The sequence below is a fragment of the Cupriavidus sp. 10L43_2 genome (assembly GCF_056395265.1).
On the sequence record NZ_JBFTJE010000004.1, the window covers coordinates 253,411 to 277,401 of the forward strand.

Annotated in this window: 18 protein-coding genes and 1 pseudogene; 14 read left to right on the forward strand and 5 right to left on the reverse strand. The window is 68.2% G+C overall.

What is annotated here, in order from left to right; translation table 11 throughout:
• Window position 1 precedes the first annotated feature (1 nt).
• The 5 genes from AC1DEL_RS07915 (at window position 2) to AC1DEL_RS07935 (ending at window position 6,224) form a co-directional block, all read left to right on the forward strand.
• A complete protein-coding gene (locus AC1DEL_RS07915; RefSeq protein WP_477125698.1) occupies window positions 2-448 on the forward strand; it encodes a DUF305 domain-containing protein in 447 nt (148 codons plus the stop codon).
• A 13-nt stretch (window positions 449-461) separates the two neighbouring features.
• On the forward strand, window positions 462-1,934 hold the full coding sequence (locus AC1DEL_RS07920) for a YncE family protein (RefSeq protein WP_477125699.1): 1,473 nt from the start codon (window positions 462-464) through the stop codon (window positions 1,932-1,934).
• A 177-nt stretch (window positions 1,935-2,111) separates the two neighbouring features.
• A complete protein-coding gene (locus AC1DEL_RS07925) occupies window positions 2,112-3,365 on the forward strand; it encodes a nitrate- and nitrite sensing domain-containing protein (protein WP_477125700.1) in 1,254 nt (417 codons plus the stop codon).
• Window positions 3,366-3,640: 275 nt separating this feature from the next.
• Window positions 3,641-4,453 carry a formate/nitrite transporter family protein gene (locus AC1DEL_RS07930; protein ID WP_092294636.1) on the forward strand — a complete coding sequence of 271 codons (813 nt, stop codon included), beginning with the start codon at window positions 3,641-3,643 and terminating at the stop codon, window positions 4,451-4,453.
• Between the two features lie 34 nt (window positions 4,454-4,487).
• Window positions 4,488-6,224: a bifunctional protein-serine/threonine kinase/phosphatase gene (locus AC1DEL_RS07935; RefSeq protein ID WP_477125701.1), complete on the forward strand. Its 1,737-nt coding sequence runs from the start codon at window positions 4,488-4,490 to the stop codon at window positions 6,222-6,224.
• 76 nt (window positions 6,225-6,300) lie between these two features.
• On the opposite strand, the gene AC1DEL_RS07940 is transcribed toward AC1DEL_RS07935, so the two are convergent.
• The gene (locus tag AC1DEL_RS07940) at window positions 6,301-7,557 is read right to left on the reverse strand and encodes an epoxide hydrolase family protein (protein WP_454758156.1); all 1,257 of its coding nucleotides are present in this window, start codon (window positions 7,555-7,557) and stop codon (window positions 6,301-6,303) included.
• Window positions 7,558-7,914: 357 nt separating this feature from the next.
• Between AC1DEL_RS07940 and AC1DEL_RS07945 the strand changes: the two genes are divergently transcribed.
• The 4 genes from AC1DEL_RS07945 to AC1DEL_RS07960 all read left to right on the forward strand — a co-directional run bounded on the left by AC1DEL_RS07945 (window position 7,915) and on the right by AC1DEL_RS07960 (window position 12,746).
• Window positions 7,915-9,159, forward strand: a complete 1,245-nt coding sequence (locus tag AC1DEL_RS07945) for a cytochrome P450 (protein WP_477125702.1) — start codon at window positions 7,915-7,917, stop codon at window positions 9,157-9,159.
• 66 nt (window positions 9,160-9,225) lie between these two features.
• Window positions 9,226-10,293 carry a selenide, water dikinase SelD gene (selD, locus tag AC1DEL_RS07950; RefSeq protein ID WP_477125703.1) on the forward strand — a complete coding sequence of 356 codons (1,068 nt, stop codon included), beginning with the start codon at window positions 9,226-9,228 and terminating at the stop codon, window positions 10,291-10,293.
• A complete protein-coding gene (gene mnmH / locus AC1DEL_RS07955; RefSeq protein WP_441592812.1) occupies window positions 10,290-11,360 on the forward strand; it encodes a tRNA 2-selenouridine(34) synthase MnmH in 1,071 nt (356 codons plus the stop codon). The genes selD and mnmH overlap by 4 nt, the downstream gene beginning before the upstream one ends.
• A gap of 141 nt (window positions 11,361-11,501) precedes the next feature.
• Complete coding sequence (locus AC1DEL_RS07960) at window positions 11,502-12,746, forward strand: MFS transporter (RefSeq protein ID WP_477125704.1); 1,245 nt, start codon at window positions 11,502-11,504, stop codon at window positions 12,744-12,746.
• Here the strand turns inward: AC1DEL_RS07960 and AC1DEL_RS07965 are convergent.
• Complete coding sequence (locus AC1DEL_RS07965; protein ID WP_092294624.1) at window positions 12,730-13,797, reverse strand: zinc-binding metallopeptidase family protein; 1,068 nt, start codon at window positions 13,795-13,797, stop codon at window positions 12,730-12,732. The genes AC1DEL_RS07960 and AC1DEL_RS07965 overlap by 17 nt on opposite strands.
• Window positions 13,798-14,077: 280 nt before the next feature.
• Here AC1DEL_RS07965 and AC1DEL_RS07970 point away from each other — a divergent pair, with 280 nt between their 5' ends.
• The 5 genes and pseudogenes from AC1DEL_RS07970 (at window position 14,078) to AC1DEL_RS07990 (ending at window position 19,323) form a co-directional block, all read left to right on the forward strand.
• On the forward strand, window positions 14,078-16,510 hold the full coding sequence (locus AC1DEL_RS07970) for a DUF3772 domain-containing protein (protein ID WP_477125705.1): 2,433 nt from the start codon (window positions 14,078-14,080) through the stop codon (window positions 16,508-16,510).
• 86 nt (window positions 16,511-16,596) lie between these two features.
• A complete protein-coding gene (locus tag AC1DEL_RS07975) occupies window positions 16,597-17,007 on the forward strand; it encodes a VOC family protein (protein WP_477125706.1) in 411 nt (136 codons plus the stop codon).
• A gap of 85 nt (window positions 17,008-17,092) precedes the next feature.
• Window positions 17,093-17,758 carry a DUF2076 family protein gene (locus tag AC1DEL_RS07980; protein WP_092294618.1) on the forward strand — a complete coding sequence of 222 codons (666 nt, stop codon included), beginning with the start codon at window positions 17,093-17,095 and terminating at the stop codon, window positions 17,756-17,758.
• A gap of 55 nt (window positions 17,759-17,813) precedes the next feature.
• Window positions 17,814-18,769, forward strand: a pseudogene (gene pip, locus AC1DEL_RS07985) (prolyl aminopeptidase).
• Window positions 18,770-18,972: 203 nt separating this feature from the next.
• The gene (locus tag AC1DEL_RS07990) at window positions 18,973-19,323 is read left to right on the forward strand and encodes a hypothetical protein (RefSeq protein WP_092294614.1); all 351 of its coding nucleotides are present in this window, start codon (window positions 18,973-18,975) and stop codon (window positions 19,321-19,323) included.
• A gap of 45 nt (window positions 19,324-19,368) precedes the next feature.
• Here the strand turns inward: AC1DEL_RS07990 and AC1DEL_RS07995 are convergent, their stop codons facing one another.
• The 3 genes from AC1DEL_RS07995 to AC1DEL_RS08005 all read right to left on the reverse strand — a co-directional run bounded on the left by AC1DEL_RS07995 (window position 19,369) and on the right by AC1DEL_RS08005 (window position 23,921).
• Window positions 19,369-21,114, reverse strand: coding sequence for a tannase/feruloyl esterase family alpha/beta hydrolase (locus AC1DEL_RS07995; protein WP_250025521.1), 1,746 nt, complete (start codon window positions 21,112-21,114; stop codon window positions 19,369-19,371).
• Between the two features lie 143 nt (window positions 21,115-21,257).
• The gene (locus AC1DEL_RS08000) at window positions 21,258-22,583 is read right to left on the reverse strand and encodes a gallate dioxygenase (RefSeq protein ID WP_092294610.1); all 1,326 of its coding nucleotides are present in this window, start codon (window positions 22,581-22,583) and stop codon (window positions 21,258-21,260) included.
• Between the two features lie 9 nt (window positions 22,584-22,592).
• Window positions 22,593-23,921 (reverse strand): MFS transporter, encoded by a 1,329-nt coding sequence (locus AC1DEL_RS08005; protein ID WP_092294609.1) that lies wholly within the window; start codon window positions 23,919-23,921, stop codon window positions 22,593-22,595.
• Window positions 23,922-23,991 lie beyond the last annotated feature (70 nt).

Consider the following 23,991-nt stretch of genomic DNA (forward strand, 5'->3'; position numbering starts at 1 on the left):
CGTGCCCAGTCATCACCGATCCCCATCACCACCGCTTAGGTTCCTCCTGCCGTTATTGGCCGCCCTTGCGCTGCCCGCCGTCGCCGCCCCGCCCGCCAGCCCTGACAGCGCTGCGTTCCTGTCGGAAAGCGATGCCGCCATGACAAAAATGATGGACGACATGGCGGTCAAGCCCGGCGGCAACGTCGACGAGGACTTCGTCGCGATGATGATTCCCCACCATCAGGGCGCCATCGACATGGCCATGGCCGAGCTGCGCCACGGCAAGAACGAGCAGCTCCGACGCATCGCGCAGGAAATCATCGTCGACCAGTTGCAGGAGATTGCCGCGATGCGGCTCGCGCTCGGACAGCCCCTGCCCCCATCCGCGCCGGCGCCCACCCGCCCCGATCCGGCCCAATCGGCCAGCCAACCCACCACCCCCAGCCATTCCGCTCACGCGCACTGATGCGCCCACGACCATGACAAGACATTCCCTCAGGAACACCCTCTCCCTCATGCTGCTGCTCGGCGCGGCCAGCGCGGTTCTGGCCGGGCAGGCGCCGGGACCGTCGACGGCCCCGGACGTCCCCATCAGCCACCGCGACCGCCTCTATGCCGCCGAGCAGTTCTCCAACACGGTTTCCGTGACGGACCCGGCGGACAACCGGCTGCTGGGCGTCATCCGCCTGGGCGACCCTGCGCCGGGCAACTTCAGCCCGCTGTATCGCGGTCAGGTGCTGGTCCACGGGATGGGCTTCTCGCCGGATCACCGCACGCTTGCCATCGTGTCGATTGGGTCGAACTCGGTGTCGTTCATCGACACGGCTACCAACGCCGTCAAGCACGTCACCTACGTGGGACGGTCGCCGCACGAGGCGTTCTACACGCCGGACGGCAAGGAGGTCTGGGTCACCGTGCGCGGGGAGAACTACATCTCGGTGATCGACGCCGCCACGTTCCAGGAAAAGACCCGCATGACCGTGGCCGACGGCCCGGGCATGCAGATCTTCTCCCCCGATGGCAAGTACGGCTACATCTGCTCGTCGTTCAATCCGGAAACGGCCGTGGTCAGCGTGGCCGACCATCAGATCGTGGGGCGCGTGAAGCAGGAGAGCCCGTTCTGCCCGAACATCGCCGCCACGCCTGACGGCAAGCAGGTCTGGTTCACGCTCAAGGACGTCGGCAAGGCCCAGGTGTTCGAGGCCCGCCCGCCCTTCCGCCTGATCAAGACGCTGGAGACCGGCCCGATCACCAACCACGTGAACTTCGCCCACACGGCGGCGGGCGACTTCGCCTACATCACGGTGGGCGGGCTGAATCAGGTCAAGGTGTTCCGGACCGATGACTTCTCCCAGGTGGCCACGATTCCGGTGGGCAGCCTGCCGCACGGCATCTGGCCCTCGGGCGACGGCACCCGCATCTACGTGGGGCTGGAGAACGCCGACCAGCTGGCCGCCATCGACACCGCCACCAATCGGGTAGTCGCCAACGTGCCGGTCGGGCAGGCGCCGCAGGCCATCGCCTATGTGCCGAACGCCGTGCCCGAGGGCGACGGCACGCAGGGACTCCAGCCGCTGGGGGTGGCCGGGCAGACCACGCAGCTGAAGCTGCATGGCGTCGTGAACGGCAAGCCTGTGGCCACCGACCATGCGCCGACCAGCGTCACGCTGTTCGATCAGGGACTGCTCCAGGTCCTGCAGGCTTCGGCGACCGGGTTGCAGCCGAAGCGCGCCTACGTGCTGGCGCTCGCCACCCGCGCGGACGGCAGCGGCCCGCTGGAGCCGCTCGCCGCCTTCATGTCGAATCCGGCGGGCTCGGCCATCGTCAACGCGATTGGCCCGATCCGGCAGGTGGTGCGGGACGATACGGGGGCCGGCGCGCGCCGCTATCTCGTGATCGCCCCGTCCGAGAACGGCAAACCCGGCGCGCCTGTGCAGGTGCAGGCGCTGTAGCCGGTCCGGGGGGCCGGGAAGGTACGGCGGATGATACAAATGGCACGACATTTGCGTAGTACCTGGCAAATGCGTAGTACCCATCCCGGCCGCGCCCACATTCCCAGCACAATGCCCCTTTCCGCCTCAACCCTCGTCCTTCGGGCCAAGCAGCTCGAAATCGAGGCCGTCCGCCTGATGGCAAGTCGCGTGGAGCTGGCCGACCTGATCGGCCAGCTGATCCACGCCTTGCAGCGTGAACGGGGGGCCAGCAGCATCTTCCTGGCCTCCGGTGGGCAACGGCTGGCGCAGGAGCGCCAGACGGCGATGGGCGAGGCGGTCCACATCGCCTCCCGGCTGGGCGAGCGCTTCGCCAGCCAGCTGGAAGCGGGCCATACCGGCACGGCGTCGATGGTGTCGTTGATGGCCTGGGTGCAGCTCGATCTGGCCACGCTGCCGGCGCTGCGCCAGTCCATCGATCAATGCCAGACCACCGCGCACGACGCCGTGGCGGCGTTCAGCCGCCTGATCGCCGCGCTGCTGGAGCTGATCTTCCATCTGGCCGATGTGGCCATGTATCCGGGCATCGCCCGGCCGCTGGTGGCCTTCGTCTACCTCGTGCAGGGCAAGGAAGCCGCCGGGCAGGAGCGGGCCGTGGGGGCGCAGATGTTCGCCTCCGGCACCTGCGCGGGCACCGCGCCGCAGCGCGTGCAGCAGTTGGTGGAAGCCCAGCAGCGCAGCTTCCAGATGTTCGAGCGCTTCGCCGACCCGTCGCTGCTCGCCGCATGGCGGCAACGGCAGGCCAGCGCCGCGGTCGCCGCGCAGGACGGCATGCGCCGCACGCTGCTGACCACGCCGCCGGGCACGGCGCTGGTGCACGACGACAGCGAGAAGTGGTTCGAAGTCTGCAGCGAGGTCATCACGGGCATGTGGACGCTGGAGATGCAGGTGGTGCAGGACCTGCGCAAGGCCTGCGAGGCGCAGATCCAGCGTTCCCAGGCCGATCTCCAGGATTCGGCCGGGCTGCTGCGCCAGCTACTGGACAACCCGCCGCCCCATACCCATGCCGTCGAGCGCTTTTTCGATGTGGCCGAGCAACCCGCCGCCGCCCCTGTGCTGCCGGGCATGCCCGATGCCGGAAACGGACCCGCCGAGGTGCACGCCACCACCGTCACGTCGCTGGAGCGCCTGCTGCGCCAGCAGTCGGCGCGGCTGGCCCAGACCGAAGTGGAACTCGATGCCGCCCGGCGCGCGCTCAAGGAGCGCAAGGTGATCGAGCGCGCCAAGAACGCGCTGATGACCCGCATGGGGCTCAGCGAGGACGCCGCGTTCCGGGCCTTGCAGAAGGCGTCGATGGACAACAACCGCCGGCTGGCGGACATTGCCGAAGCCACCCTCTCGCTCACCGGCCTCGCCCTGCCCCCACAGGACGACGATCAGCACCAGGATTGAACCCGCCCGGCCGCGCGCACCAAAAGCGGGCAGCCCATGCACTACCAACGCCCCCTAGATCGTCACTTGCCCCAACCCGGCCCAACCCGGCCCCACCCGGCGGCGGGCATGGAACGTGCGTCAGCACTGACATCGGGCTGATGACGGCCCGGCAGTGCATCACCCTGTAAAGCATCAAGGATGACGGCGTCCTGTCACGTGCCGGCCATAGGCCGGGCGGACGGACGCCGTTTGTCTTTTCTGAGCCAAACGAAGGAAACGGAGAGGAATACCCCATGGCCTATCTCGCCCCCACCGAGTTCGTCACCAAGATGGTCGATGCCGGAGAGTCCAAGCTGCTGATGTCCACGCGTGACACGCTGATCCGGTCCTATATGGCCGGCGCCATCCTGGCGCTGGCGGCAGCCTTCGCGGTGTCCATCACTGTCAACACCGGCAACGCGCTGGTTGGCGCGCTGCTGTTCCCGGTTGGCTTCTGCATGCTGTACCTGATGGGCTTCGACCTGCTGACCGGCGTCTTCACGCTCGCGCCGCTGGCCGTGCTGGACCGCCGCCCGGGCGCCACCTGGAGCGGCGTGCTGCGCAACTGGGGCCTGGTGTTCTGTGGCAACCTCGCCGGCGCCGTCACCGTGGCGTTCTTCATGGCCATCATCTTCACCTTCGGCTTCTCCGAAGCCCCGAACGCCATCGGCCAGAAGATCGGCCACATCGGCGAAGGCCGCACCGTGGGCTACGCCGCGCATGGCGCCGCCGGCATGCTGACGCTGTTCATCCGCGCCGTGATGTGCAACTGGATGGTCTCCACCGGCGTGGTGGCGGCCATGATGTCGACCTCGGTGTCCGGCAAGGTCATCGGCATGTGGATGCCCGTGCTCGTGTTCTTCTACATGGGCTTCGAGCACTCCATCGTGAACATGTTCCTGTTCCCGTCGGGCCTGATGCTGGGCGGCAACTTCACCCTCATGGACTACCTGATCTGGAATGAAATCCCGACTGTGCTGGGAAACCTGGTGGGTGGCCTGACCTTCGTGGGCATCACGCTCTACAGCACGCACTACAAGTCGGCCAGCAAGCGCGCGCTGGGCTGATCGGATCACTACCCGGTATCGAGGCGACCGCGCCATGTCCGGCGGGCTCCAGGTCAGCGTTGGCCAACACTCGGACGCTGGCCGGAAGGCGGTCAACCAGGACTTTCATGGCGTGACCCACCCCGCCGGCCACCACCGCGTGACCAAGGGCGTTGCGCTGGCGCTGGCGGACGGCATCAGCACCAGCGCGGTCAGCCAGATCGCCAGCGCCGCCGCCGTCCGCACCTTCCTCGAGGACTACTACTGCACGTCCGAAGCCTGGACGGTGCGGCGGGCGGCGCAGTGCGTGCTGGCCGCCGTCAACTCCTGGCTCCACGCGCAGAGCCGTCACAGCGAAGCCCGCTTCGACCGCGACCGCGGCTACGTCTGCACATTCAGCGCGCTGATCTTCAAGGCGCGGGAGGCCCACCTGCTGCACGTGGGCGACGCGCGCGTCTATCGGCTGCATCGGCACACGCTGGAGCAGCTCACCGTCGATCATCGGGTCTGCGTGTCGGCCTCTGAGGCCTATCTGGGCCGAGCGCTGGGTGCGAGCCCGTCTGTCGAAATCGACTATCGGACGTGGGGCGTGGAGCCCGGCGAGATCTACCTGCTGGCCACCGACGGCGCCTACGAATACCTGGAAGCCGCCGATGTCCACCAGGCCCTGACCGCCAGCGGCGACGACCTGGACCGCGCCGCGCAGACGCTGACGGCGCTGGCCCTGACGCGCGGCAGCGAGGACAACGTCACGCTGCTGCTGGCCCGTGTCGACGCCCTGCCCGAACCCGGCGCCCGCAACGCGATGGCGCAGACCGGGCACCTGACCCTGCCGCCGCCGCTCACGCCCCGCATGCAGTTCGAGGGCTACACCATCGTCCGGGCGCTGCATGGCAGCGCGCGCAGCCACGTCTATCTGGCGACGGACGACCACAGCGGACAACACGTGGCGCTGAAAACGCCTGCCGTCGATCAACGCGACGATGCGGCCCATCTGGAGGGCTTCCTGCTCGAGGAATGGGTCGCCCGACGCATCGACAACCAGCACGTGCTGCGCCCCCACGCGGCGGACCGGCCCCGCAAGCACCTGTTCGTGGCGATGGAGTACCTCGAAGGCCAGACGCTGGCGCAATGGATGATCGATCATCCCCAGCCCGACCTGGACGCCGTGCGCGGCATCATCGCCCAACTGGCCACCGGCCTGCAGGCGTTCCACCGGCGCGAGATGCTGCACCAGGACCTCCGCCCCGAGAACGTCATGATCGACCGCTCGGGCACCGTCAAGATCATCGATTTCGGCTCGGTCCACGTGGCAGGGCTGGCCGAGGCCACGCGGCCGCCCCACGCCGCCATGCCGGTCGGCACGCTGCAATACACCGCGCCGGAGTACTTCGTCGGCGATGACGGCACGGCGGCCTCCGACCTGTTCTCGCTGGCCACCCTCGCCTACCAGATGCTGACCGGCAAGCTGCCCTACGGCCTGCAAGTCACGCGCATCCGCGACCGCGCCGACGTCCGCCGCCTGCGCTACACCAGCCTGCGCGAGCAGCGCCCCGAACTCCCGGCCTGGGTCGACGACACCCTGCGGCGCGCCCTGCACTCCAACGCGCTGAAGCGGCACGAAGCCCTGTCGGAATTCGTCCAGGCATTGCGGGCGCCCACCGAGCCGCTCTGGCAACGCGCCACGCCCCCGCTGCTGGAGCGAAACCCGCTGCGGTTCTGGCAAGCGCTGGCGGCACTGCTGGGGGTGGCGGTGGTGGTCTTGCTGGGGCTGCGGGTAATGGGGGTGTAGCGGAATGGACGTAAAAAACCCGCCCAGCCTTGCGGCCGGACGGGAAATCGCTTCCACGGGAAGGTCGGCGAAAGCGTTAGCGCACGGGTTGGCGCACGGACTTGAATGCCGCGCGGAGTTCCTCGGCAAACAGTTGCGGCTGCTCCCAGGCGGCGAAATGCCCGCCCTTGGCGGCCTGGTGGTAGTACATCAGCGAGGGGTAGGCCTGCTTGCTCCAGCTTTCCGGCGCGCGGTAAATCTCGTGCGGGAATACGCTGATCGCCACCGGCACCTTGATCTCGCGCGTCTTCTGCGCGTCGGCGCTGAAGTTGTTGTTATTGTTTTCCCAATAGAAACGCGAGGACGAGGCGCCCGTATTCGTCAGCCAATAGAGGGTGATGTCATTCAGGATCGCGTCCCGGGACACCACGCGCTCGGGCACGCCGTCGCTGTCGCTCCATTGCGCGATTTTCTCGTAGGTCCAGGCGGCCAGGCCCAGTGGCGAATCAGACAACGCGTAGCCAATGGTCTGCGGCCGGGTCACCATCATTCCGCCGTAGGCGGCATTGCGGCCGAAGAAGGTGCTCAGCGACTGGTAGGCATCGCGCTCCGGAGCGGTCAGTTCCGACGGCGGCGCATCGCCGCTGAGAATCGACTTCATCAGCGGACCCGGCACGGTGGCGGGCATATTCAGATGGATGGCCAGCAAGCCTTTCGGCGCCTGCCGCGCGAGGGCATCGGAAATGACCGAGCCATGGTCGCCACCCTGTGAAACATAGTGCGTATAACCAAGCCGCTTCATCAGGACATCCCACGCGCGCGCGGTGCGGTCCGGCCCCCAGCCCAGTTCGGTGGGCTTGCCCGAAAAGCCGTAGCCGGGAATCGACGGAATCACGACATCGAACGCGTCATCCGCCGAGCCGCCAAAGGCGGTGGGGTCGGTCAGCGGGCCAATCGTCTTGGTGAACTCGAAAATCGAGCCCGGCCAGCCGTGCGTCAGGATGACCGGCAGGGCCTTGGGGTTGCGCGAGCGGACGTGGATGAAATGAATATCCACCCCGTCGATCGTCGTGACGAATTGGGGCAGCGCATTCAGTTCCTTCTCGGCCTTGCGCCAGTCATATTGGGATCCCCAATATTTGACGAGTTCCTGAACCTGCGCCGTCTGGATGCCCTGGGATTGATCGCTGACGATTTCCTTGTCGGGCCAGCGCGTGGCCGCAATCCGCTTGCGCAAATCGTCGAGCTGGCGCTGGGGCACATGCACCTTGAACGGACGAATACTCTCGTCGGTGCTGGCGCGCTGCGCGGCGGCAGCCTTCGGCGCCGAATCCGCGGCAAATGCCGGCTGCATGGCGCCGGCAAAGCCGAAGGCCGCGAGCACTGCCGCGCCAGAAATGGCCCGGCGGGCCAATGCGAATTGCCAAACGGATGGGGTCACTGCACGGGACATAAAGATTTCTCCTGGTTGATTCGCCCAATGCAAAGAAGTGGGCTTGTACGGGGCTTGTACGAACCCACGCAGTGTGACCGCCAAGTGCCCGCCCAACGTGTCGCCAATGCACGGTTTTGGCTCGCCATGTATCCTCACGCGGCCAGATACATTGCGATACAGAGTCGGATGGATGGCGCGCCGGCCGGCTGATATAAATGGCCCGAAATTCGGCACCGGTATTCCCTTCGTCCCCCTCCTCAAGACCAAGAAAAAGTGATGAACTTCGAATCATTCGCCTCCCCCGCCTTTTTCACGAATCCGTATCCGCTGTACGACCAGATCCGCAGCGCGGGCGCCCTGCTGCCGCTCGGGCGCAACATCTTTGTCACCGGCCACTTCGCGGTCATCGATGCCCTGCTGCGCGACCGCCGCATGGGCAAGACCTACCTCCAGAGCGTGGAGGCGCGCTACGGCGAAGCCGCCACGCGGGACCCGGTGTTCCAGGCGCTGAGCCGCACCTTCCTGATGATGAATCCGCCGGCGCATACCCGGCTGCGCGCGCTGCTCATGCAGGCGTTCAACCGCAAGCAGGTGGAGGGGCTGCGAGAGATTGTCGAAGCCACCACGCAGGCGCTGCTCGACCGCATCGGCGACAAACTCGGCGACAAACTCGGCGACAACCCCGGCGACAACCCCGAATTCGACCTGATTGCGGATTTCGCCTTGCCGCTGCCGGTGGAGATCATCTGCCGGCTGCTGAATATCCCTGCCGCCGATGGCGTCGCACTCGGCACGGCCGCCAGCCGGCTGGCCTCCGCGCTCGACCTCGCGCCGCTCAACGCCACCCAGCTCGCGGCGGCGAACCAAGCCGCGCTCGAGCTGGAGGCCTACTTCCAGACCGTGGTGGCGCAGCGGCGCGCGCATCCCGGGGAGGATCTGATCTCCAGCCTGCTCGGCGCGGAGGACGACGGCGCCACCCTGAGCGAGGCCGAGATCATCTCGAACGTGATCCTGCTGTTCGTGGCCGGCCATGAAACCACCTCGAACATGATCGGCAACAGCATGATTGCGCTGTTCCGGGCGCCCGCCGAGCTGGCGCGCCTGAAGTCGCAGTTGTCTGACGCCACGGCGGTCTCGCAAGCCGTGGCGGAATGCCTGCGCTACGACGGTGCGGTGCAGATGGTGGTGCGCACGGCGTTCGAGGACGTCACGGTCGAAGACGTGACCGTACCGCGCGGCAGCATCGTCTTTATGCTGATCGGCGCCGCCAACCGCGATCCGGCCGTGTACACCGACCCCGACCGCCTCGACCTCGCCCGCGACGCCACGCCCTCGCTCGCCTTCGGCGGCGGCATTCACTACTGCCTCGGCACCCGGCTGGCCACGCTCGAACTCGAATCGGCGATTGCCGGCGTGCTCGCCCGCTTCCCAGCCCTCCAGCCGGTTGACCTCGATCAACTGTCCTGGCACCGCCGCAACAACCTGCGCGGCGTGGAGACGCTGCGGGTTCGCACGCGGTAACGCGGGCGGCGGCTCCCCGGGGCTGGGGTATCCTTGCGTGTCCCTTCCGCACCTACCCCAGCCACCATGACCACCCCCACGCCCGCCACGCCCCCCGATATCCGCCTGACCAGCTTTTCCCATGGGGGCGGGTGCGGGTGCAAGATCGCGCCGGGGGTGCTGTCGGAGATCCTGCGGAGTAGTGGCGGGTTGCCGATGCCGCCGGAGTTGCTGGTCGGCATCGAGACCGCCGATGACGCGGCGGTCTACCAGTTGAACGACGACCAGGCGCTGATCGCGACCACCGATTTCTTCATGCCGATTGTCGACGACCCGTTCGACTTCGGCCGCATTGCCGCCACCAATGCCATCAGCGACGTCTACGCCATGGGCGGGCGGCCGATCATGGCGCTGGCGCTGGTGGCGATGCCGGTGAACCAGTTGCCGTTGGAGGTGATCGGCCGGGTGATGGAAGGTGGGCAGGCGGTGTGCCGGGCGGCCGGCATTCCGATTGCCGGCGGGCACACCATCGACTCGGTCGAGCCGATCTACGGGCTGGTGGTGATGGGTCTCGCGCATCCGTCGAAGATCCGCCGCAACCGCGACGCCCGCGCCGGCGACGTGCTCGTGCTCGGCAAGCCGCTCGGCGTGGGCGTGCTGTCCGCCGCGCTGAAGAAAGGCCAGCTTGCCGATGACGGCTACGCGCGGCTGATTGACACCACCACGCGCCTGAACACCCCCGGCATGGCCCTCGCGGCGTTAGACGGCGTGCATGCGCTGACCGACGTCACCGGCTTCGGCATCGCCGGCCACACGCTGGAGCTGGCGCGCGGCGCCGGGCTGCGCGCGGTGCTGGACTGGTCCGCCCTGCCCCTGGTGCCCGAGGTGGCGGCGCTGGCCGGGCAAGGCCATGTCACCGGGGCGTCGCGCCGGAACTGGGAGGGCTATGGCGCCGAGGTGCAACTCGATGCCGGCCTGCCTGCCATCGCCCAGGCTCTGCTGACCGACCCGCAGACCAGCGGCGGCCTGCTGGTCAGTTGCGCGCCGCAGGCGGTGGATGCCGTGCTGCGCATCTTCCGGGAACAGGGTTTCGGCGAGGCCGCCGTGGTCGGCCGCATGGAGGCCGGCACCCCCGGCCTGACGGTCCGCGCATGAAGCCCGTCGTCCGTGTGGAGGATCGGCACGCCTTCGATACGCTGATCGATGCCCGCTCGCCCGCCGAGTTCGCCATCGATCACATTCCCGGGGCCGTGAACTACCCGGTGCTGGACAACGAGGAGCGCCGCATCGTCGGCACGCTCTACAAGCAGGCCGGCGCCTTCGAGGCCCGGCGGGTAGGCGGCGCGATGGTGGCGGCCAACCTCGCCCGCCATCTGCGTGAAGCCTTCGCGGATCGCCCGGCGAACTGGAAGCCGCTGATTTATTGCTGGCGCGGCGGGCTGCGCAGCGGGTCGATGACGACGTGGCTGCGCCTGGTCGGCTGGGATGCCCAGCAACTGGCCGGCGGCTACAAGTCCTGGCGCCGGCATGTCATCGACACCCTCGCCGTGCAGGCCCCGCTGCTGCCGCTGGTGGTGGTGTGCGGCGCCACGGGCAGTGCCAAGACGCGGCTGCTGCACGCGCTGGCCGCGCAGGGCGAGCAAACCCTGGACCTGGAGGGGATGGCGCGGCACAAGGGATCGCTGCTGGGCGCCCTGCCGGATCACCCCCAGCCCTCGCAGACCGCCTTCGAAACCGCCCTCGCGGCGGGGGTCGAAGGGCTGGATTTTTCGCGCCCTCTATATATAGAGGGCGAAGGCCCGCGGATCGGCCAGCTGAACCTGCCGGTGCCGCTGGTGGCCCGGATGCGCGCCGCCCCCTGCGTGGAGATCCAGGCGGCGCTGCCGGCGCGGCTGGACTTCCTGCTGCGGGACTACGCCTACCTCGGCGAGCGGCCCCAATGGCTGGCCGACCAGCTCGCGCATCTCAAGCCGCTGCATGGCAAGGACACCATCACCGCCTGGCAGGCCATGGCCCACGCCGGCAACCTGCCCCAGTTGTTCGCCGAACTGGCGACGCGGCACTACGACCCGGCCTACGCGCGCTCCCAGCGCAAGCACTTCTATGCGTGGGATGCGCGCACCGTGATCACGGCGGACGACCTGTCCCCCGAGGGGATCGTGGCCCTGGCACGGGAGATTGCAGCAAGAGAAGCGGCAAAGCGAGCAAAACAGGGCGGATAAGCCACCGCCAGCAAGCCGGGCGAACTTCCTTCACAATAGCGCCCTGACGCCACACCGGAGCACGCTGGCAGCCCCGAGGCAGGACACAGATCCCGCCCGCCAGTGCGTGGTGATCCATAAATGCTTGCGATCTCTCTCCTTATGTCCGCGCCCTCCGGAAACTTCGACACCCTACCCGACCTCTCCTCCGACTCCGACGCCTCCACCCCCCGCAACCGCTCGGCCGACCGCCGCGCGCTGCTGGCATTGGGCGTGGGCAGCTTCGCCATCGGCACCGGCGAATTCGTCATCATGGGCCTGCTGCCCGATGCCGCCCGCGACCTGGCCATCTCCATTCCCGAAGCCGGCCACCTGATCAGCGCCTACGCGCTGGGCGTGGTCGTCGGCGCCCCGCTGCTGGCCGTGCTCGGCGCGCGCTGGCCGCGCCGCAACCTGCTGATCGCGCTGATGGCGTTCTTCGCCGTCGGCAACTTCGCCAGCGCGCTGGCGCCGTCCTATGCGTCGATGATCGTCGCGCGGCTGGTGACCGGTTTCCCGCATGGCACCTACTTCGGGGTGGCCGCGCTGGTGGCCGCCGGCCTGGTCCCGCGCGAGAAACGCGCGCAGGCCGTGGGGCTGGTCATGCTCGGGCTGACCATCGCCACACTGATCGGGGTGCCGATTGCCGCCGCCATCGGCACATGGCTCGGCTGGCGCGCGGCTTTTGTGATCGTGGGCGCCATCGGCGTGCTGACGGTGCTGCTGGTGCTGGCCTGGGTGCCCTTCGTGCCGCCTGACCGCCACGCCAGCCCGCTGCGGGAGCTGGGCGCGCTGGCGCGCAAGCAGGTCTGGCTGACGCTCGGCATCGGCGCCATCGGCTTCGGCGGCCTGTTCGCCGTGTTCAGCTATATCAAACCGACCATGCTCGAAGTCGCCCACCTGCCCGCCGGCGGCATCCCCGTGGTACTGGCGCTGTTCGGCGTGGGCATGGTGGCGGGCAACCTCGCCGGCGCCAGGCTGGCGGACAAGGCGCTGATGCCGACCATCGGCGGCGTGCTGGTCTGGTCGGCGCTGGTGCTGGCGGCCTTTGTCTTCACCGCGCCGCATCCGTGGCTGGCGTCGATCAACGTGCTGCTGATCGGCACGGGCGTCGCGCTGGGACCGGCCTTGCAGATCCGGCTGATGGATGTGGCGGGGGATGCACAAACCCTGGCCGCCGCGCTCAATCACTCTGCCTTCAACCTGGCCAATGCGCTGGGCGCATGGCTCGGCGGTGTGACGATTGCCGCCGGCTACGGCTGGACCTCCACCGGCTGGGTGGGCCTGCTGCTGGCACTGGGCGGGCTGCTGGTCTTCGGGTGGTCGCTGCGCAGCACGTCCCGCCGGGGCGTTACGGCCGCTGCATAGCGGCGTCTTCCACCACGCGGTGGACGAACTCGAGCTTGGCCACCACCTGCGGGGACAGCGTGAACGGGTAGCTGTCCGGCACGCCCAGGCTCCGGTTCAGGCTGTTCAGCGCGTAGGTGAGCGGAAACCAGCGGTTCATCAGGCTGCGGAAGGACGAATCCTCCACCGGCGTCTGATCGGTCAGCGTCGGCTCCTGCGCCCCCTCGGGCCGCAGCACCAGCCCGCAGGACACGGCGGTATCGAGCGTATCGACGATATGGAGGTAGTGGGCCCAGGTTTCGGCCCAGTCCTCCCACGGATGCATGGTGGCGTAGGCGCTGATGAAGGCGTCCTGCCAGTCTGGCGGCAGGTTGCCCTCGTAGTAGTGCTGCAGGGCCGTGTTGTAGTCCACCCGCTCGTCGCCGAAGCGCGCGCGGAACGGCTCAACCCAGCGCGTGCCCACCACCAGCCGCGTGAAGTAGTAGTGCCCCACCTCGTGCCGGAAGTGGCCCAGCAGCGTGCGATAAGGCTCGTGCATGGCGGTGCGGGTCTGCTCGCGATGGGCGTCGTCGGCCTCGGCGATGTTGATCGTGATGCGGCCGTTGTCGTGGCCAGTCAGGACCCTGCTGTGGTCGTCGGCGTCCTGGAGGAAGTCGAACTGCAGGCCGCCATCGGGGTCATCGTCGCGCGAGTCGATCGGCAGGTTCAGGGCCAGCAGGGTATAGAGCAGGCGCCGCTTGGCCACCTCCAGCCGGTACCAGTAGAGCCGGTTGTCCGGCACATCGAGGTTGGGGATGGTATCGGTCAGCACGCAGGACTGGCACAGGGTCTCCTCGTTGTTCGCCGGCACCATCCAGTTGCAGACCGCCTCCACGCGATAGTTATGGCAACGCCGGTAGATCGTGCCGGCCGTGTCCGGTTGCAGGCTGCGCCAGCCGGCGTCGTCATCGCCCTCGAACGCGGCGATCTGGGAAATATCCGGCAGGAAACCGAGCGTGGCGTTGCAGCGCTCGCAGGTAACGTTTTCAAAAAAGACGAGGTTGCCGCAGCGATTGCAGTGGAATGTCTTCATGGTCAGAGAGTGTTGGCCAGTCGGACCCGGCCCCGGGTCAGCATATCGCAAGAGCCATGCCGGAGCGGCATGATCGACGCAAGATGACCGAAAAAGCCGTGTGATCCATTCGCTTGCGTATAATCCGGGCTTCCGTGGCCAACGCGCCACGGACCGGCCCCGGGCCAATTCAATACCGGTCGGCGCGCAGCGCCGCCCACCTTCGCGGAAGTGCATCAGCCCCCCCCGGCGGCCGTCACTTCTTGTTGTTCCCCTTGTTGCTCCCCTTCGTGCCCCCGACATGCGCAAACTTCCCAGGCTCGCCCTCAGCCTTGTGCTGGTTGCTCTGATCCAGCTACTCCCGTTCTCGTACTCGTCAGCCTTCGCCGCCGAATCGGCGTCGGCCGCCGAGGCCCCCGCAGCCGTCACCCTGACCCACGTCGAGGCGATGGCCGAACTGAAGCGCCTGCAGATTGCGCAGGACGAGATCAAGCAGCAGGCCTCCGGCAATTCGAACAACCCCAAGCTCGACGGGCTGGACGACGCCCTGCGCCAGCTGGCCGCCGATGTGGACAAACTGACCGCCACGCTGACCGCCCAGCGCGCCGCGCTGCAGGCCCAGCTCGATGTGCTGGGTCCGCCACCTGACGCGGGCACAGCCAAGGAAGCGCCCGCCGTGGCGCGGCAGCGTGCCGAGCTGAACGCGCGCAAGGCGCAGCTCGACGAGGAACGCAAGCAGACCGCCGACAGCCAGGAAAACATCGCCAACCTGAAGGATCAGGTGGCCAAGCTGCACCGCAGCCAGTTGCGCGACCAGCTCGCGCTGCGCTCGGACAGCATCCTCAATCCGCAGTTCTGGGCGCCGCTGGTCAAGCGCTCCGCCGAAGACCGCGAGCGGCTGGGCGCGCTGCGGGACGATGTGGTGCCGCTGCTGGCGCTGGCGTGGGAGCCCGCACAGCGCGTGGGCACGGTGCTGTGGCTGGTGTTCGCGCTGGCGGTGTGGTCGCTCGGTCGCCGGCTTTTGGAGCGCGGCGCGGCGTGGTTCTGCCTCACCCAGTTGCCCGAGACCCGGCTGCGGCGCAGCGCGCTGGCGCTGGCCACGGCCCTGACCACGGTGCTGACGACGGCGCTCGCGGCGCAGATCGTCTTCTCTAGCTTCACGCGCGGCTACGAACTGACGCCGGAATTCCAGGAACTGATCGCCCAACTGGGCAAGCTGATGATGACCAGCGCGCTGATCGCCGGCCTGGGCCGGGCGCTGCTGTGCACCAAGCATCCGTCCTGGCGCCTGCCGGCGCTGGCCGACCCCGTCGCGCTGGCCATGAAGCCCTTCCCGACCGTGCTGGCCGGGCTGTTGCTGGTCTCGGGCACGCTCGAACTGCTGAGCCGCATGGCCGATACCAGCGTGCAGGTCACGCTGCTGGGCCGGGGGCTGGTCTCGCTGGTGGTGGTGCTGACCATCGGCGCCGCGCTGCTGCGCGCCAACCGCGTGCGGACCGAACTGGCCGCCGCCGGGGAGCGCCCCGAGGCGCGCGCCACGCTGGCCGGCCTGATCCACGCCGCCGTGACCGTGGTGGTGATCGTGTCGATGGTGGCGCTGCTGATCGGCTATATCAGCGTGGCCCGCTTCCTGACCTACGAACTGGTCTGGTTCGACATCGTCCTGTGCACGCTCTACCTGCTCACCCAACTGACGCGCGATGTCTGCGAGACGATGTTCTCGTCGGCGCACCGCAGCGGGCGCGTGATCAAGCAACTTTTCGGGGTGGATGACAGCCATCTGGACCAGGTATCGACGGTGCTCTCCGGCATCGGCGCCAGCCTGCTGTTGCTGGTGGCCGTGCTGGCGCTGCTCACAGGTGGCTTTGGCACCACACCGGCGGATCTGCTCAACACGCTGCTGACCGTGCTCGGCGGCGAGAAGCTGCGCAGCCTGAACATCATGCCGGACCGCATCCTGAACGCGGTGATCGCGCTCGTGGTGGGGATCTGGCTGATGCGCGCCGTGCGCCGCTGGCTGGACCAGGAACTGCTGCCCAAGGTATGTGGCGAGCCGGGCCTGCGCGCCTCCCTGATCACGCTGTTCAGCAACGTCGGCTACGTGCTGCTGGTGCTGCTCATGCTGTCGCTGCTGGGGGTGAAGTGGGAGAACCTGGCCTGGATCGTCAGCGCGCTGTCGGTGGGTATCGGTTTCGGCCTGCAGGAGATCGTGAAGAACTTCGTCTCGGGCCTGATCCTGCTGACCGAGCGGCCGGTAAAGGTGGGCGACATGGTCAGCCTGGCCGGCGTGGAGGGCGATATCCGCCGCATCAACGTGCGCGCCACCGAGATCCAGCTGGGCGACCGCTCGACGGTGATCGTGCCCAACTCGCAGCTGATCTCCCAGAACCTGCGCAACGTGACGATGAGCAACAGCACGCAGGGGGTGGCCACGCTCCAGCTGACCTTCCCGCTGAACATCGACCCCGAGGAGGTGCGCGACCTGCTGCTGGACGCCTACCGCGGGAACGAGGCCATCCTCGACATTCCCGCTCCCTCGGTCACCTTCAGCCAGCTGGCGCCGAACGGCATCACGCTGAGCGTGACGGGCTACGTGAACAGCCCGCGCATCGCCGCCAACACCAAGAGCGACCTGCTGTTCGAGATCCTCAAGCGGCTGCGCGCGGCCGATATCGCCCTGTCGGTGCCGCAGACGCTGCGGCTGGAGAACACCGCCGCCGCGCTGGGCACCTAGCCTGCGGTCCGGGTCGGACACGGTGTAGAGTGCGGGAGGCCGCCAGCCGGCTGCCTCCCCTCCCCCCCTTCGACAAGGAACCGGACATGACGCTGCAAATCGACCGCCTCGACCATCTCGTCCTCAACGTGAAAGACGTGGAAACCAGCGCCGCCTGGTACGAGCAGGTGCTCGGCATGCAGCGCGAGGATTTCGCGTCGCGCACGGGCACGCGGGTGGCGGTGAAGTTCGGCCAGCAGAAGATCAACCTGCGCACGGTGGGCGAAGACACCGTGGCGTGGTTCACCGGCGTGCACCCCACCGCCGGCAGCGACGACCTCTGCTTCATCACGCATATGCCGCCGGCCGAGGTCATGGCCCACTTCCTGGCCCACCGGGTGCCGGTGGAGGTGGGGCCGGTGCAGCGCTCGGGCGCGCTCGGGCCGATGACCTCGGTCTACTGCCGCGACCCGGATGGGAATCTGGTGGAGGTGGCCAGCTATCCGGCTGCGACCTGATTGCGACCTGGCCGGCTTTTAAGTCTGTCTTAAGCTTCCGTACCTACAGTGGGGCCATCCCACCCACCACCACACAGGTGACGCGATGACCCCTCAAGATACCCAGGCACTCGACAACTTCCTGACCCAGCTGACGCAGGCCCGCCTGCAGGCCAAGGACCCGCAGGCCGCCGCGATGATTGCCGACGCCGTGGCGCGGCAGCCAGACGCCGCCTACCTGCTGGTACAGCGCGCCATGCTGCTCGACCACGCGCTGGCCGACGCCCGCGCGCAGATCGCCGGGCTGCAACAGCAAGTCCAGCAACTCCAGCAGGCGCAGGCCGCGCAGGGCTACGGCGCGCGCGGCTTTGCCGATGGCGACGTGGCCTGGGGCAACAGCGTCGGGCGCGGCGTGGCGCCGGCCGCTCCGGTCCAGCCGGTTTCCGTCGCCCCCGCAGCTCCGATGCAGCCGGCCCCGCCCGCGCGCGGCGGTTTCCTCAGTGGCGGGTTCGGCAGCGCGCTGGGCAGCATCGCCACCACCGCGGCCGGCGTGGCCGGCGGCGCGTTCCTGTTCCAGGGGATCGAACACCTGTTTAACGGCAGTGGCAGCGGCGCCGGTAACAGTGGCAACGGCTTCCTCGGAGGCCAGCCGTCGGAAACCGTCGTCAACAATTACTTCGACGATGGGCAGGGCTTCGGCAGCGGCACGGCCGACAGCGGCAACCTCGATGCCGGGCTGGACGACTACCTGGACGACTCGTCGCAGGTCTGAGGGCGGAGGAAGGTGGCGCTACACTGGCGCCACCGCCCACCTTCGCGAGCCCCTCATGTCCGAACAGCGCCTGCTCTATCCCCCGATCGAACCCTACGCCACTGGCATGCTGGATGTGGGCGACGGGCACGTGGTGTATTACGAACGCGTGGGCACGCCCGGCGCCAAGCCGGCCGTGTTCCTCCATGGCGGCCCCGGCGGCGGGATCTCGCCCGACCATCGCCGCCTGTTCGACCCGGCCGCTACGACGTGCTGCTGTTCGACCAGCGCGGCTGCGGGCGCTCCACCCCGCATGCCGGGCTGGAAGCCAACACCACCTGGCACCTCGTGGACGACATCGAACGGCTGCGCGAACTGGCCGGCGTGGAGCGCTGGCTCGTGTTTGGTGGCTCGTGGGGGTCCTCGCTGGCGCTGGCCTATGCCGAGACGCATCCCGAACGGACCAGCGCGCTGGTGCTGCGCGGCGTGTACACGGTCTCGCAGGCGGAGCTGGACTGGTATTACCAGTACGGCGTCTCCGAGATGTTCCCGGACAAGTGGGCGCGCTTTCAGGCGCCTGTGCCGGAAGCCGAGCGCGGCAACATGATGGCCGCCTACCGCAAGCTGCTGACCGGCGCCGACGAGGCGAAGCAGCTCGAGGCCGCGCAGGCGTGGAGCGTCTGGGAAGGGGAAACCATCACGCTGCTGCCCAGCCCGGACAACAGCGCCAAGCATGCCGACGCGCATTTCGCGCTGGCCTTCGCCCGGCTCGAGAATCATTACTTCACGCACCGCTGCTGGTTCGAGGACGGCCAACTGTTGCGCGATGCGCATCGGCTGGCCGGCATCCCCGGCGTGATCGTGCATGGCCGCTACGACATGCCGTGCCCGGCGCGCTACGCGTTCGCGCTGCACGCCGCGTGGCCCGAGGCGGAGTTCCATCTGATCGAGGGTGCCGGGCATGCCTGGACCGAGCCCGCCATCATGGACCAGCTGATCGCCGCCACCGACAAGTTCGCCGTGCAGCCCTGACGACTGCCGGTTTCCGATGACTGCAAGGGCGTCGCCGCACGCCCGTGTTGGGTAGCTCACAGACCCCTCGCGCGCGTGTCCGGCGCGAGCTTCCCCCCCCCACGGCAGCGACCTATCCTGAACTCACGGGCGCCCCCGGCACCATGCGGCACCATGCGGCACCAAGCGGCGGCAGCCCGGATTCATCGAATGCGGGAGCGGTCATGACGCTGCGTAGCCTGTTGTTCATCGCCTCCATCGGACTCGCCTGGGCATCGCCCGCCCCGGCCGCCGGATGCCAGTACGACATGCAGTGCAAAGGGGAACGGATCTGCCAGATGGGGCAGTGCGTCTCCCCCGATGCAGAGGAGGCCGCCGAGCCCGCGCCCAAACCACCCGCCGCGCCCGCCGCCCGCGCCACCCCTGCCCCCGCGCCCGCCGCTGCCCCGCGCCTGTGCTGCACCGTCGCCGGCAAGCTCAAGCTGGCCCCCGGCACCGACAACGGCCTCGCGGCCGGCGAGGCCTGCCAGGGCATGACCAGCTCGGGCAAGCCCGTGCCGGGGTCGATCTGCTAAGGATTGGCGGAGCGACGCGCGGCGGCAACGGCTGGCCCTCGGCGCTCAGCTCGTCGTGGCGGTACAGCTGAAGTTTGCCGCGTCGTTCTGCTGCGCCTGCGTCGGATTGGCCGGCCCCGTGTACTTCGGATAGCTGCCGTAGACGCACACCGGCCGCGTGCGACCGTTGGTCGCCGTGGTGCTGGCGCCCTTGTTGCCGTCCGTCGCCACCAGGCCCGCCGGCGCCGCGCCGTTGACCACCCATCCGTCCAGCGCCGCGAGCCAGTCCACCGTGCTCTGGAACTGCCCGCTGCCGTGCCCAAAGCCCGGAATCAGGTAGAAGCGCGAGAACGTGTCCGCCGTGGCTTGCGTGTAGCGCTGCACGAGCCGCGTGTAGTAGTCGATCGAGTTATACGGCGTGATCGACGAATCGTTGGTGCCGTGGAACATCAGCACCTTGCCGCCCTTGGCGCGGAACGCGTCGAGGTCCACGTAGCTCGCGTCCAGCATGTCGCTGACCTGTGTGATGCGATTCTTCCAGTCGGCCGGATCGAAGCCCTGGATCGAATCGATCGACAGATTCCTGGTGATGATGTACCGCACCGTCGTGTCCGAGATGGTGTACTGGAACGCGTCGCCGCTGGGCGGGGTGCTATAGGCCGGCTTGCTGCCGAAGCCTTGCTCGGTGAACGTCGTGCCGTCCAGGATCGGCCACTTGCCGTAACTGCTGATGCCGCCAGGCAGCGTGAAGCCGAGGTTGAAGCGCGAGTTCAGGTGCGCCACCGTGGCGATCTGCGCGTCGGAGAGGCAGGTGTCCCCGGTGTCGGTGCCGCCGGCGCAGCGCAGCGGGTTGCTGACATCGGTCAGGACGAACTTGCTGGTGAGTGCGGTGCAGGCCGCGCCGTTGGGGTTGCTCACGACGCCGTCGGCCACGCCGTCCAGCGTGTCGCAGGCATTCATCGCCGCCGTGAACAGCGTCTTCATCTTCGCCGCACTGATCCAGCCGGCACCGCCATTGAGATACAGCGCCTTGGCGAAGTCGTTGCTGGCCACGTGCATCATCGTCACGTTGTAGGCGGGATAGCCGGCCACCACGCCGTCGTAGTCCTCGGGGTAGAACTGCGCCGCAATCAGCGCCTCATGCCCGCCCTGCGAGCCGCCGACGAAGTAGCTGCGTGCAGGGGCAGCGCCATAGCGCGCCTTGACGATGGCCGCCACGGCGTCGTGCGTCTTCTTGATCTGCAGGCGCCCGAAGTTGGCGAGCGCCTCGTCGTTGAGCGCAAATGCGCCACCGCCCGAAGCATCGTGGCCGCTGTCGCTGCCGTACGTGACGTAGCCCTGCCGGATGGCATTGGCCACGCTGGCCGGCTGCGCCGTGAACGCACCGTCGCCGGTGACGACAGTGCCGTCGAGCCCGCCACCGCCCATCTGCAGCGTCTTGCTGTTCCAACTGGTGGGCAGGTTGACCTGGAAGTTGATGTCGGGCGCCGTCACGTCGACGGGGCGGATCGCGCCGAGCACCTTGCAGTACTCGCCATTGACGTTGCCCGCGGCGTCGGCCGCGATCCATTGCGCCGACTGGACCACCGCGCCGCTGGTGCTCAGGCCGATGTCCGGCGCACCAATCCTCATCGTCGCCAAGGCGTTGCACTTCTCGGCGGCGCTGGCGTTGGCGGGTGTACTGGGGACGGTGGTCGTCGTGCTCTGGGAGGGGGTGGCGGCGTCATCGCCGCCACATGCGGCCAGCGACGCCGCGACTGCCGTGGCCAGCGAGAACGCGCCGACCGAGAAAACCTTTCGGGAATACGCCATGCTCAAGTCTCCTTCTCATCTCTTTTTGGACGACAACAGGCCACACCGTGCGCGCGGGGCGCACAGTGCAGTGGAAACCGTGAAGAGGGATGACGGGCCGCGCACGCGTCGTGGGCGACGCGGCGGGCCGGCTAGGTGGCGATCTACCTGGGCGTCGGGCCGCCGGCAGCCTGCCCGGCCCAGTCGGCGCCCTGGCCTGCCCCGCCGCTCACCGAGTAGAGCGCGCCGGGCGCGTTGCGGGTCTTCTGAAAGTCTTCGAGCGATTGCCCGCGCATCGCCGCGTAGATGTGGAGGTTCGAGACCCCGCTGACGGCGCCGAGCTTCTCCAGCAGGAAGAAGATCACGCCGTAGTGGATCATGCCGCGCCAGTCGCGCCGGGTGATGAGGTCGCGCTCCTCGGCGGTGAGGTCGGCTTCGTCGAACGTGGCCGCCGGATCGGCCCGGAAACGCTCGCGGAACGCCGGCAGCACCAGCTGGTGCAGGTAGCGGTTGATGCGGTAGGCGCGCACGCTGGTTTCCAGCGAGAACGGGTAGGTGCCTTCCAGCTGCTCGATGCCGCGTAGCTGGTGGCCGATGCGTTCGCGCTGGCGCTCGGCCCGGGCTTCCTGCATCGCGCGGTCGTCGGCGGCATGGTTTTCGTAGACGGCTACGGCGATGCCAGTCATCGACGGCAGGTAGTAGTCGCGATGCTTGCATTCGATGCGGGCCGCCATCGCGCCGCGCATCACCATCCACATCACCACCTCGGCGCTCTCGAAACCGCCCAGGCGCGCGTAGTCGGCATGGGTCAGTTCCAGCAGCGCCTCCGGGTCGGACTCGAACAGGTCCAGGAACTTGTGGTCCCACGCGGTGTTGTTAAAGCCGCAGCGCTCGCCATGCACCTGGTGCGACAGCCCGCCGGTGGCCACCACGGCCACGCGCAGGTCTTCCGGATAGCTCTCCACCGCCCGGCGGATGGCCTGACCAAGCTTGTAGCAGCGGCGCGCGGACGGCGCCGGGGCCTGCAGCACGCCCACCTGCAGCGGAATCACGCTGACCGGCCAGCCGGCCTCCGCGTCGTGCGGCACCATCACGGACAGCGGCGAGAAGCAGCCGTGATCCAGCGCCTTGTGCTGGAAGAACGACATGTCGAACTCGTCCGCCATCAGCGACGCGCCAACGTGCCGCGCCAGCGCCGGATGCCCGCTGACCGGCGGCAGCGCGCGCGGCCCGCCGCCCTCGTCGGCCGGCGACCACGACTCCCCCACGCCCAGCGCGAACGCCGAGTAGTGATCGAAGAAGAACGACGTGACGTGGTCGTTGTAGATGACCAGCAGGACGTCGGGCCTGGCTTCGGCCAGCCACGTGCTCACCGGCGCGTACGCCGCGAAAATGGGCGCCCAGGCAGGGTCCTGTTGCTTGCCTGCATCCAGGGCGAAGCCGATGGTCGGCGTATGGGAAGACGCAATCGCGCCGATGATGGTGGCCATATCAAGCTGTCAGGCAGTCACGGCGCGAGGCTGCGCCTTGGTGGAAACAATGGAGATCGCCGCCATGGTGGCGGGAATCGCCAGGATGGCGATCACCGCGCTGAAGCCCCAGCCCATGGACAGCAGCACGCCGCCCGCCATGGAGCCGGTGATGCTGCCGAAGCGGCCGATACCGAGCATCCAGCTTACGCCGGTTGCCCGCACCGGGGTCGGGTAGCAGGACGGGGCGAAGGCGTTCAGGCCGGTCTGCGCGCCGCTCATGCAGAAGCCGGCCATCAGCACGTAGAACGCGAACATGGCCGAGGTCACAGAGCCGGAGGCCAGCATCAGGATGAACACGGCGCCCAGCACGTAGGCGGTGCCGATCACGCGGCTCGGCGTGATGCGGTCCATCAGGAAGCCCACCACCAGCGCGCCAACGGTGCCGCCGAGCTGGAACAGCGCGGTGAGGTTGGCGGCACGGTCGATCGGCAGGCCGGCGTCCTTGATCAGCGTGGGCAGCCAGCCGCTCAGCAGGTAGATCACCAGCAGGCCCATGAAGTAGGTGATCCACAGCGACAGCGTCATGCCACGGAACGCGTTGGAGAGCAGCGTGCGCACCGGCTGCTTGCCCGAGACCTGGACCTCGCTGATGGTGAACGTCGTGTCCGGGGCGATGGTGCTGCCGCAGACGCGGCGCAGCGTGCGCGCAATCCGCTCCGGCGACATGTTCTTCACGACCATGAAGCGCGCCGACTCCGGAATCAGCAGCAGGTAGATCGGCAGGCAGGCCAGCGGAATCGCGCCGCCCACCATCAGCACCGTGCGCCAGCCGTAGTGCGGCAGCAGCGCGGCGGCGCCGAAGCCCACCAGCGCCGAGCCGAGGTTGAAGCCCGTGAACATGGTGGCCAGCAGCATGCTGCGCGAGCGCTCCGGCACATACTCGGAGAGCAGCGTGGTGGTGCTCGGCATGGCGGCACCCAGGCCCAGGCCGGTCAGGAAGCGCAGGAAGGACAGCATCGCCACGCTGTCGGCAAACCCGCTCAGCAGGTTGAAGGTCCCGAACAGCGCGATGGAGCCAATCAGCAGCTTCTTGCGGCCGAAGCGGTCCGACATCGGCCCCACCAGCAGCGCGCCGATGGCCAGGCCGATCGGGGCGGCGCTCATCACCATGCCGAAGGCGGCCTTGGAGATGCCCCACTCCCGGGTGATGTCCGGGGCCAGGAAGCCCATGATGGCCACGTCCATGCCATCGGTGGCCACGATCATGAAGCACAGCACCAGCAACAGCCACTGGTACCCCGACATTTTTCGCTCGTTGATATGGGCCCGGATATCGAGCCGTTGTCTGGTTGTCATGCCGTCTCCTGCAGCAAACCGCTCAGCGGTTCTTGTTATCGAGATGTCTAATCGCCGCGGGCGCGGCCCG

What these genes read in the sequence shown, in the direction of transcription:
- AC1DEL_RS07920 (WP_477125699.1), top strand. Translation starts at nt 462, where the DNA reads ATGACAAGACATTCCCTCAGGAACACCCTCTCCCTCATGCTGCTGCTC.
- AC1DEL_RS07925 (WP_477125700.1), top strand. Translation starts at nt 2,112, where the DNA reads ATGGCAAGTCGCGTGGAGCTGGCCGACCTGATCGGCCAGCTGATCCAC.
- AC1DEL_RS07930 (WP_092294636.1), top strand. Translation starts at nt 3,641, where the DNA reads ATGGCCTATCTCGCCCCCACCGAGTTCGTCACCAAGATGGTCGATGCC.
- AC1DEL_RS07935 (WP_477125701.1), top strand. Translation starts at nt 4,488, where the DNA reads ATGTCCGGCGGGCTCCAGGTCAGCGTTGGCCAACACTCGGACGCTGGC.
- AC1DEL_RS07940 (WP_454758156.1), bottom strand. Translation starts at nt 7,557, where the DNA reads ATGCAGCCGGCATTTGCCGCGGATTCGGCGCCGAAGGCTGCCGCCGCG.
- AC1DEL_RS07945 (WP_477125702.1), top strand. Translation starts at nt 7,915, where the DNA reads ATGAACTTCGAATCATTCGCCTCCCCCGCCTTTTTCACGAATCCGTAT.
- selD (WP_477125703.1), top strand. Translation starts at nt 9,226, where the DNA reads ATGACCACCCCCACGCCCGCCACGCCCCCCGATATCCGCCTGACCAGC.
- mnmH (WP_441592812.1), top strand. Translation starts at nt 10,290, where the DNA reads ATGAAGCCCGTCGTCCGTGTGGAGGATCGGCACGCCTTCGATACGCTG.
- AC1DEL_RS07960 (WP_477125704.1), top strand. Translation starts at nt 11,502, where the DNA reads ATGTCCGCGCCCTCCGGAAACTTCGACACCCTACCCGACCTCTCCTCC.
- AC1DEL_RS07965 (WP_092294624.1), bottom strand. Translation starts at nt 13,797, where the DNA reads ATGAAGACATTCCACTGCAATCGCTGCGGCAACCTCGTCTTTTTTGAA.
- AC1DEL_RS07970 (WP_477125705.1), top strand. Translation starts at nt 14,078, where the DNA reads ATGCGCAAACTTCCCAGGCTCGCCCTCAGCCTTGTGCTGGTTGCTCTG.
- AC1DEL_RS07975 (WP_477125706.1), top strand. Translation starts at nt 16,597, where the DNA reads ATGACGCTGCAAATCGACCGCCTCGACCATCTCGTCCTCAACGTGAAA.
- AC1DEL_RS07980 (WP_092294618.1), top strand. Translation starts at nt 17,093, where the DNA reads ATGACCCCTCAAGATACCCAGGCACTCGACAACTTCCTGACCCAGCTG.
- AC1DEL_RS07990 (WP_092294614.1), top strand. Translation starts at nt 18,973, where the DNA reads ATGACGCTGCGTAGCCTGTTGTTCATCGCCTCCATCGGACTCGCCTGG.
- AC1DEL_RS07995 (WP_250025521.1), bottom strand. Translation starts at nt 21,114, where the DNA reads ATGGCGTATTCCCGAAAGGTTTTCTCGGTCGGCGCGTTCTCGCTGGCC.
- AC1DEL_RS08000 (WP_092294610.1), bottom strand. Translation starts at nt 22,583, where the DNA reads ATGGCCACCATCATCGGCGCGATTGCGTCTTCCCATACGCCGACCATC.
- AC1DEL_RS08005 (WP_092294609.1), bottom strand. Translation starts at nt 23,921, where the DNA reads ATGACAACCAGACAACGGCTCGATATCCGGGCCCATATCAACGAGCGA.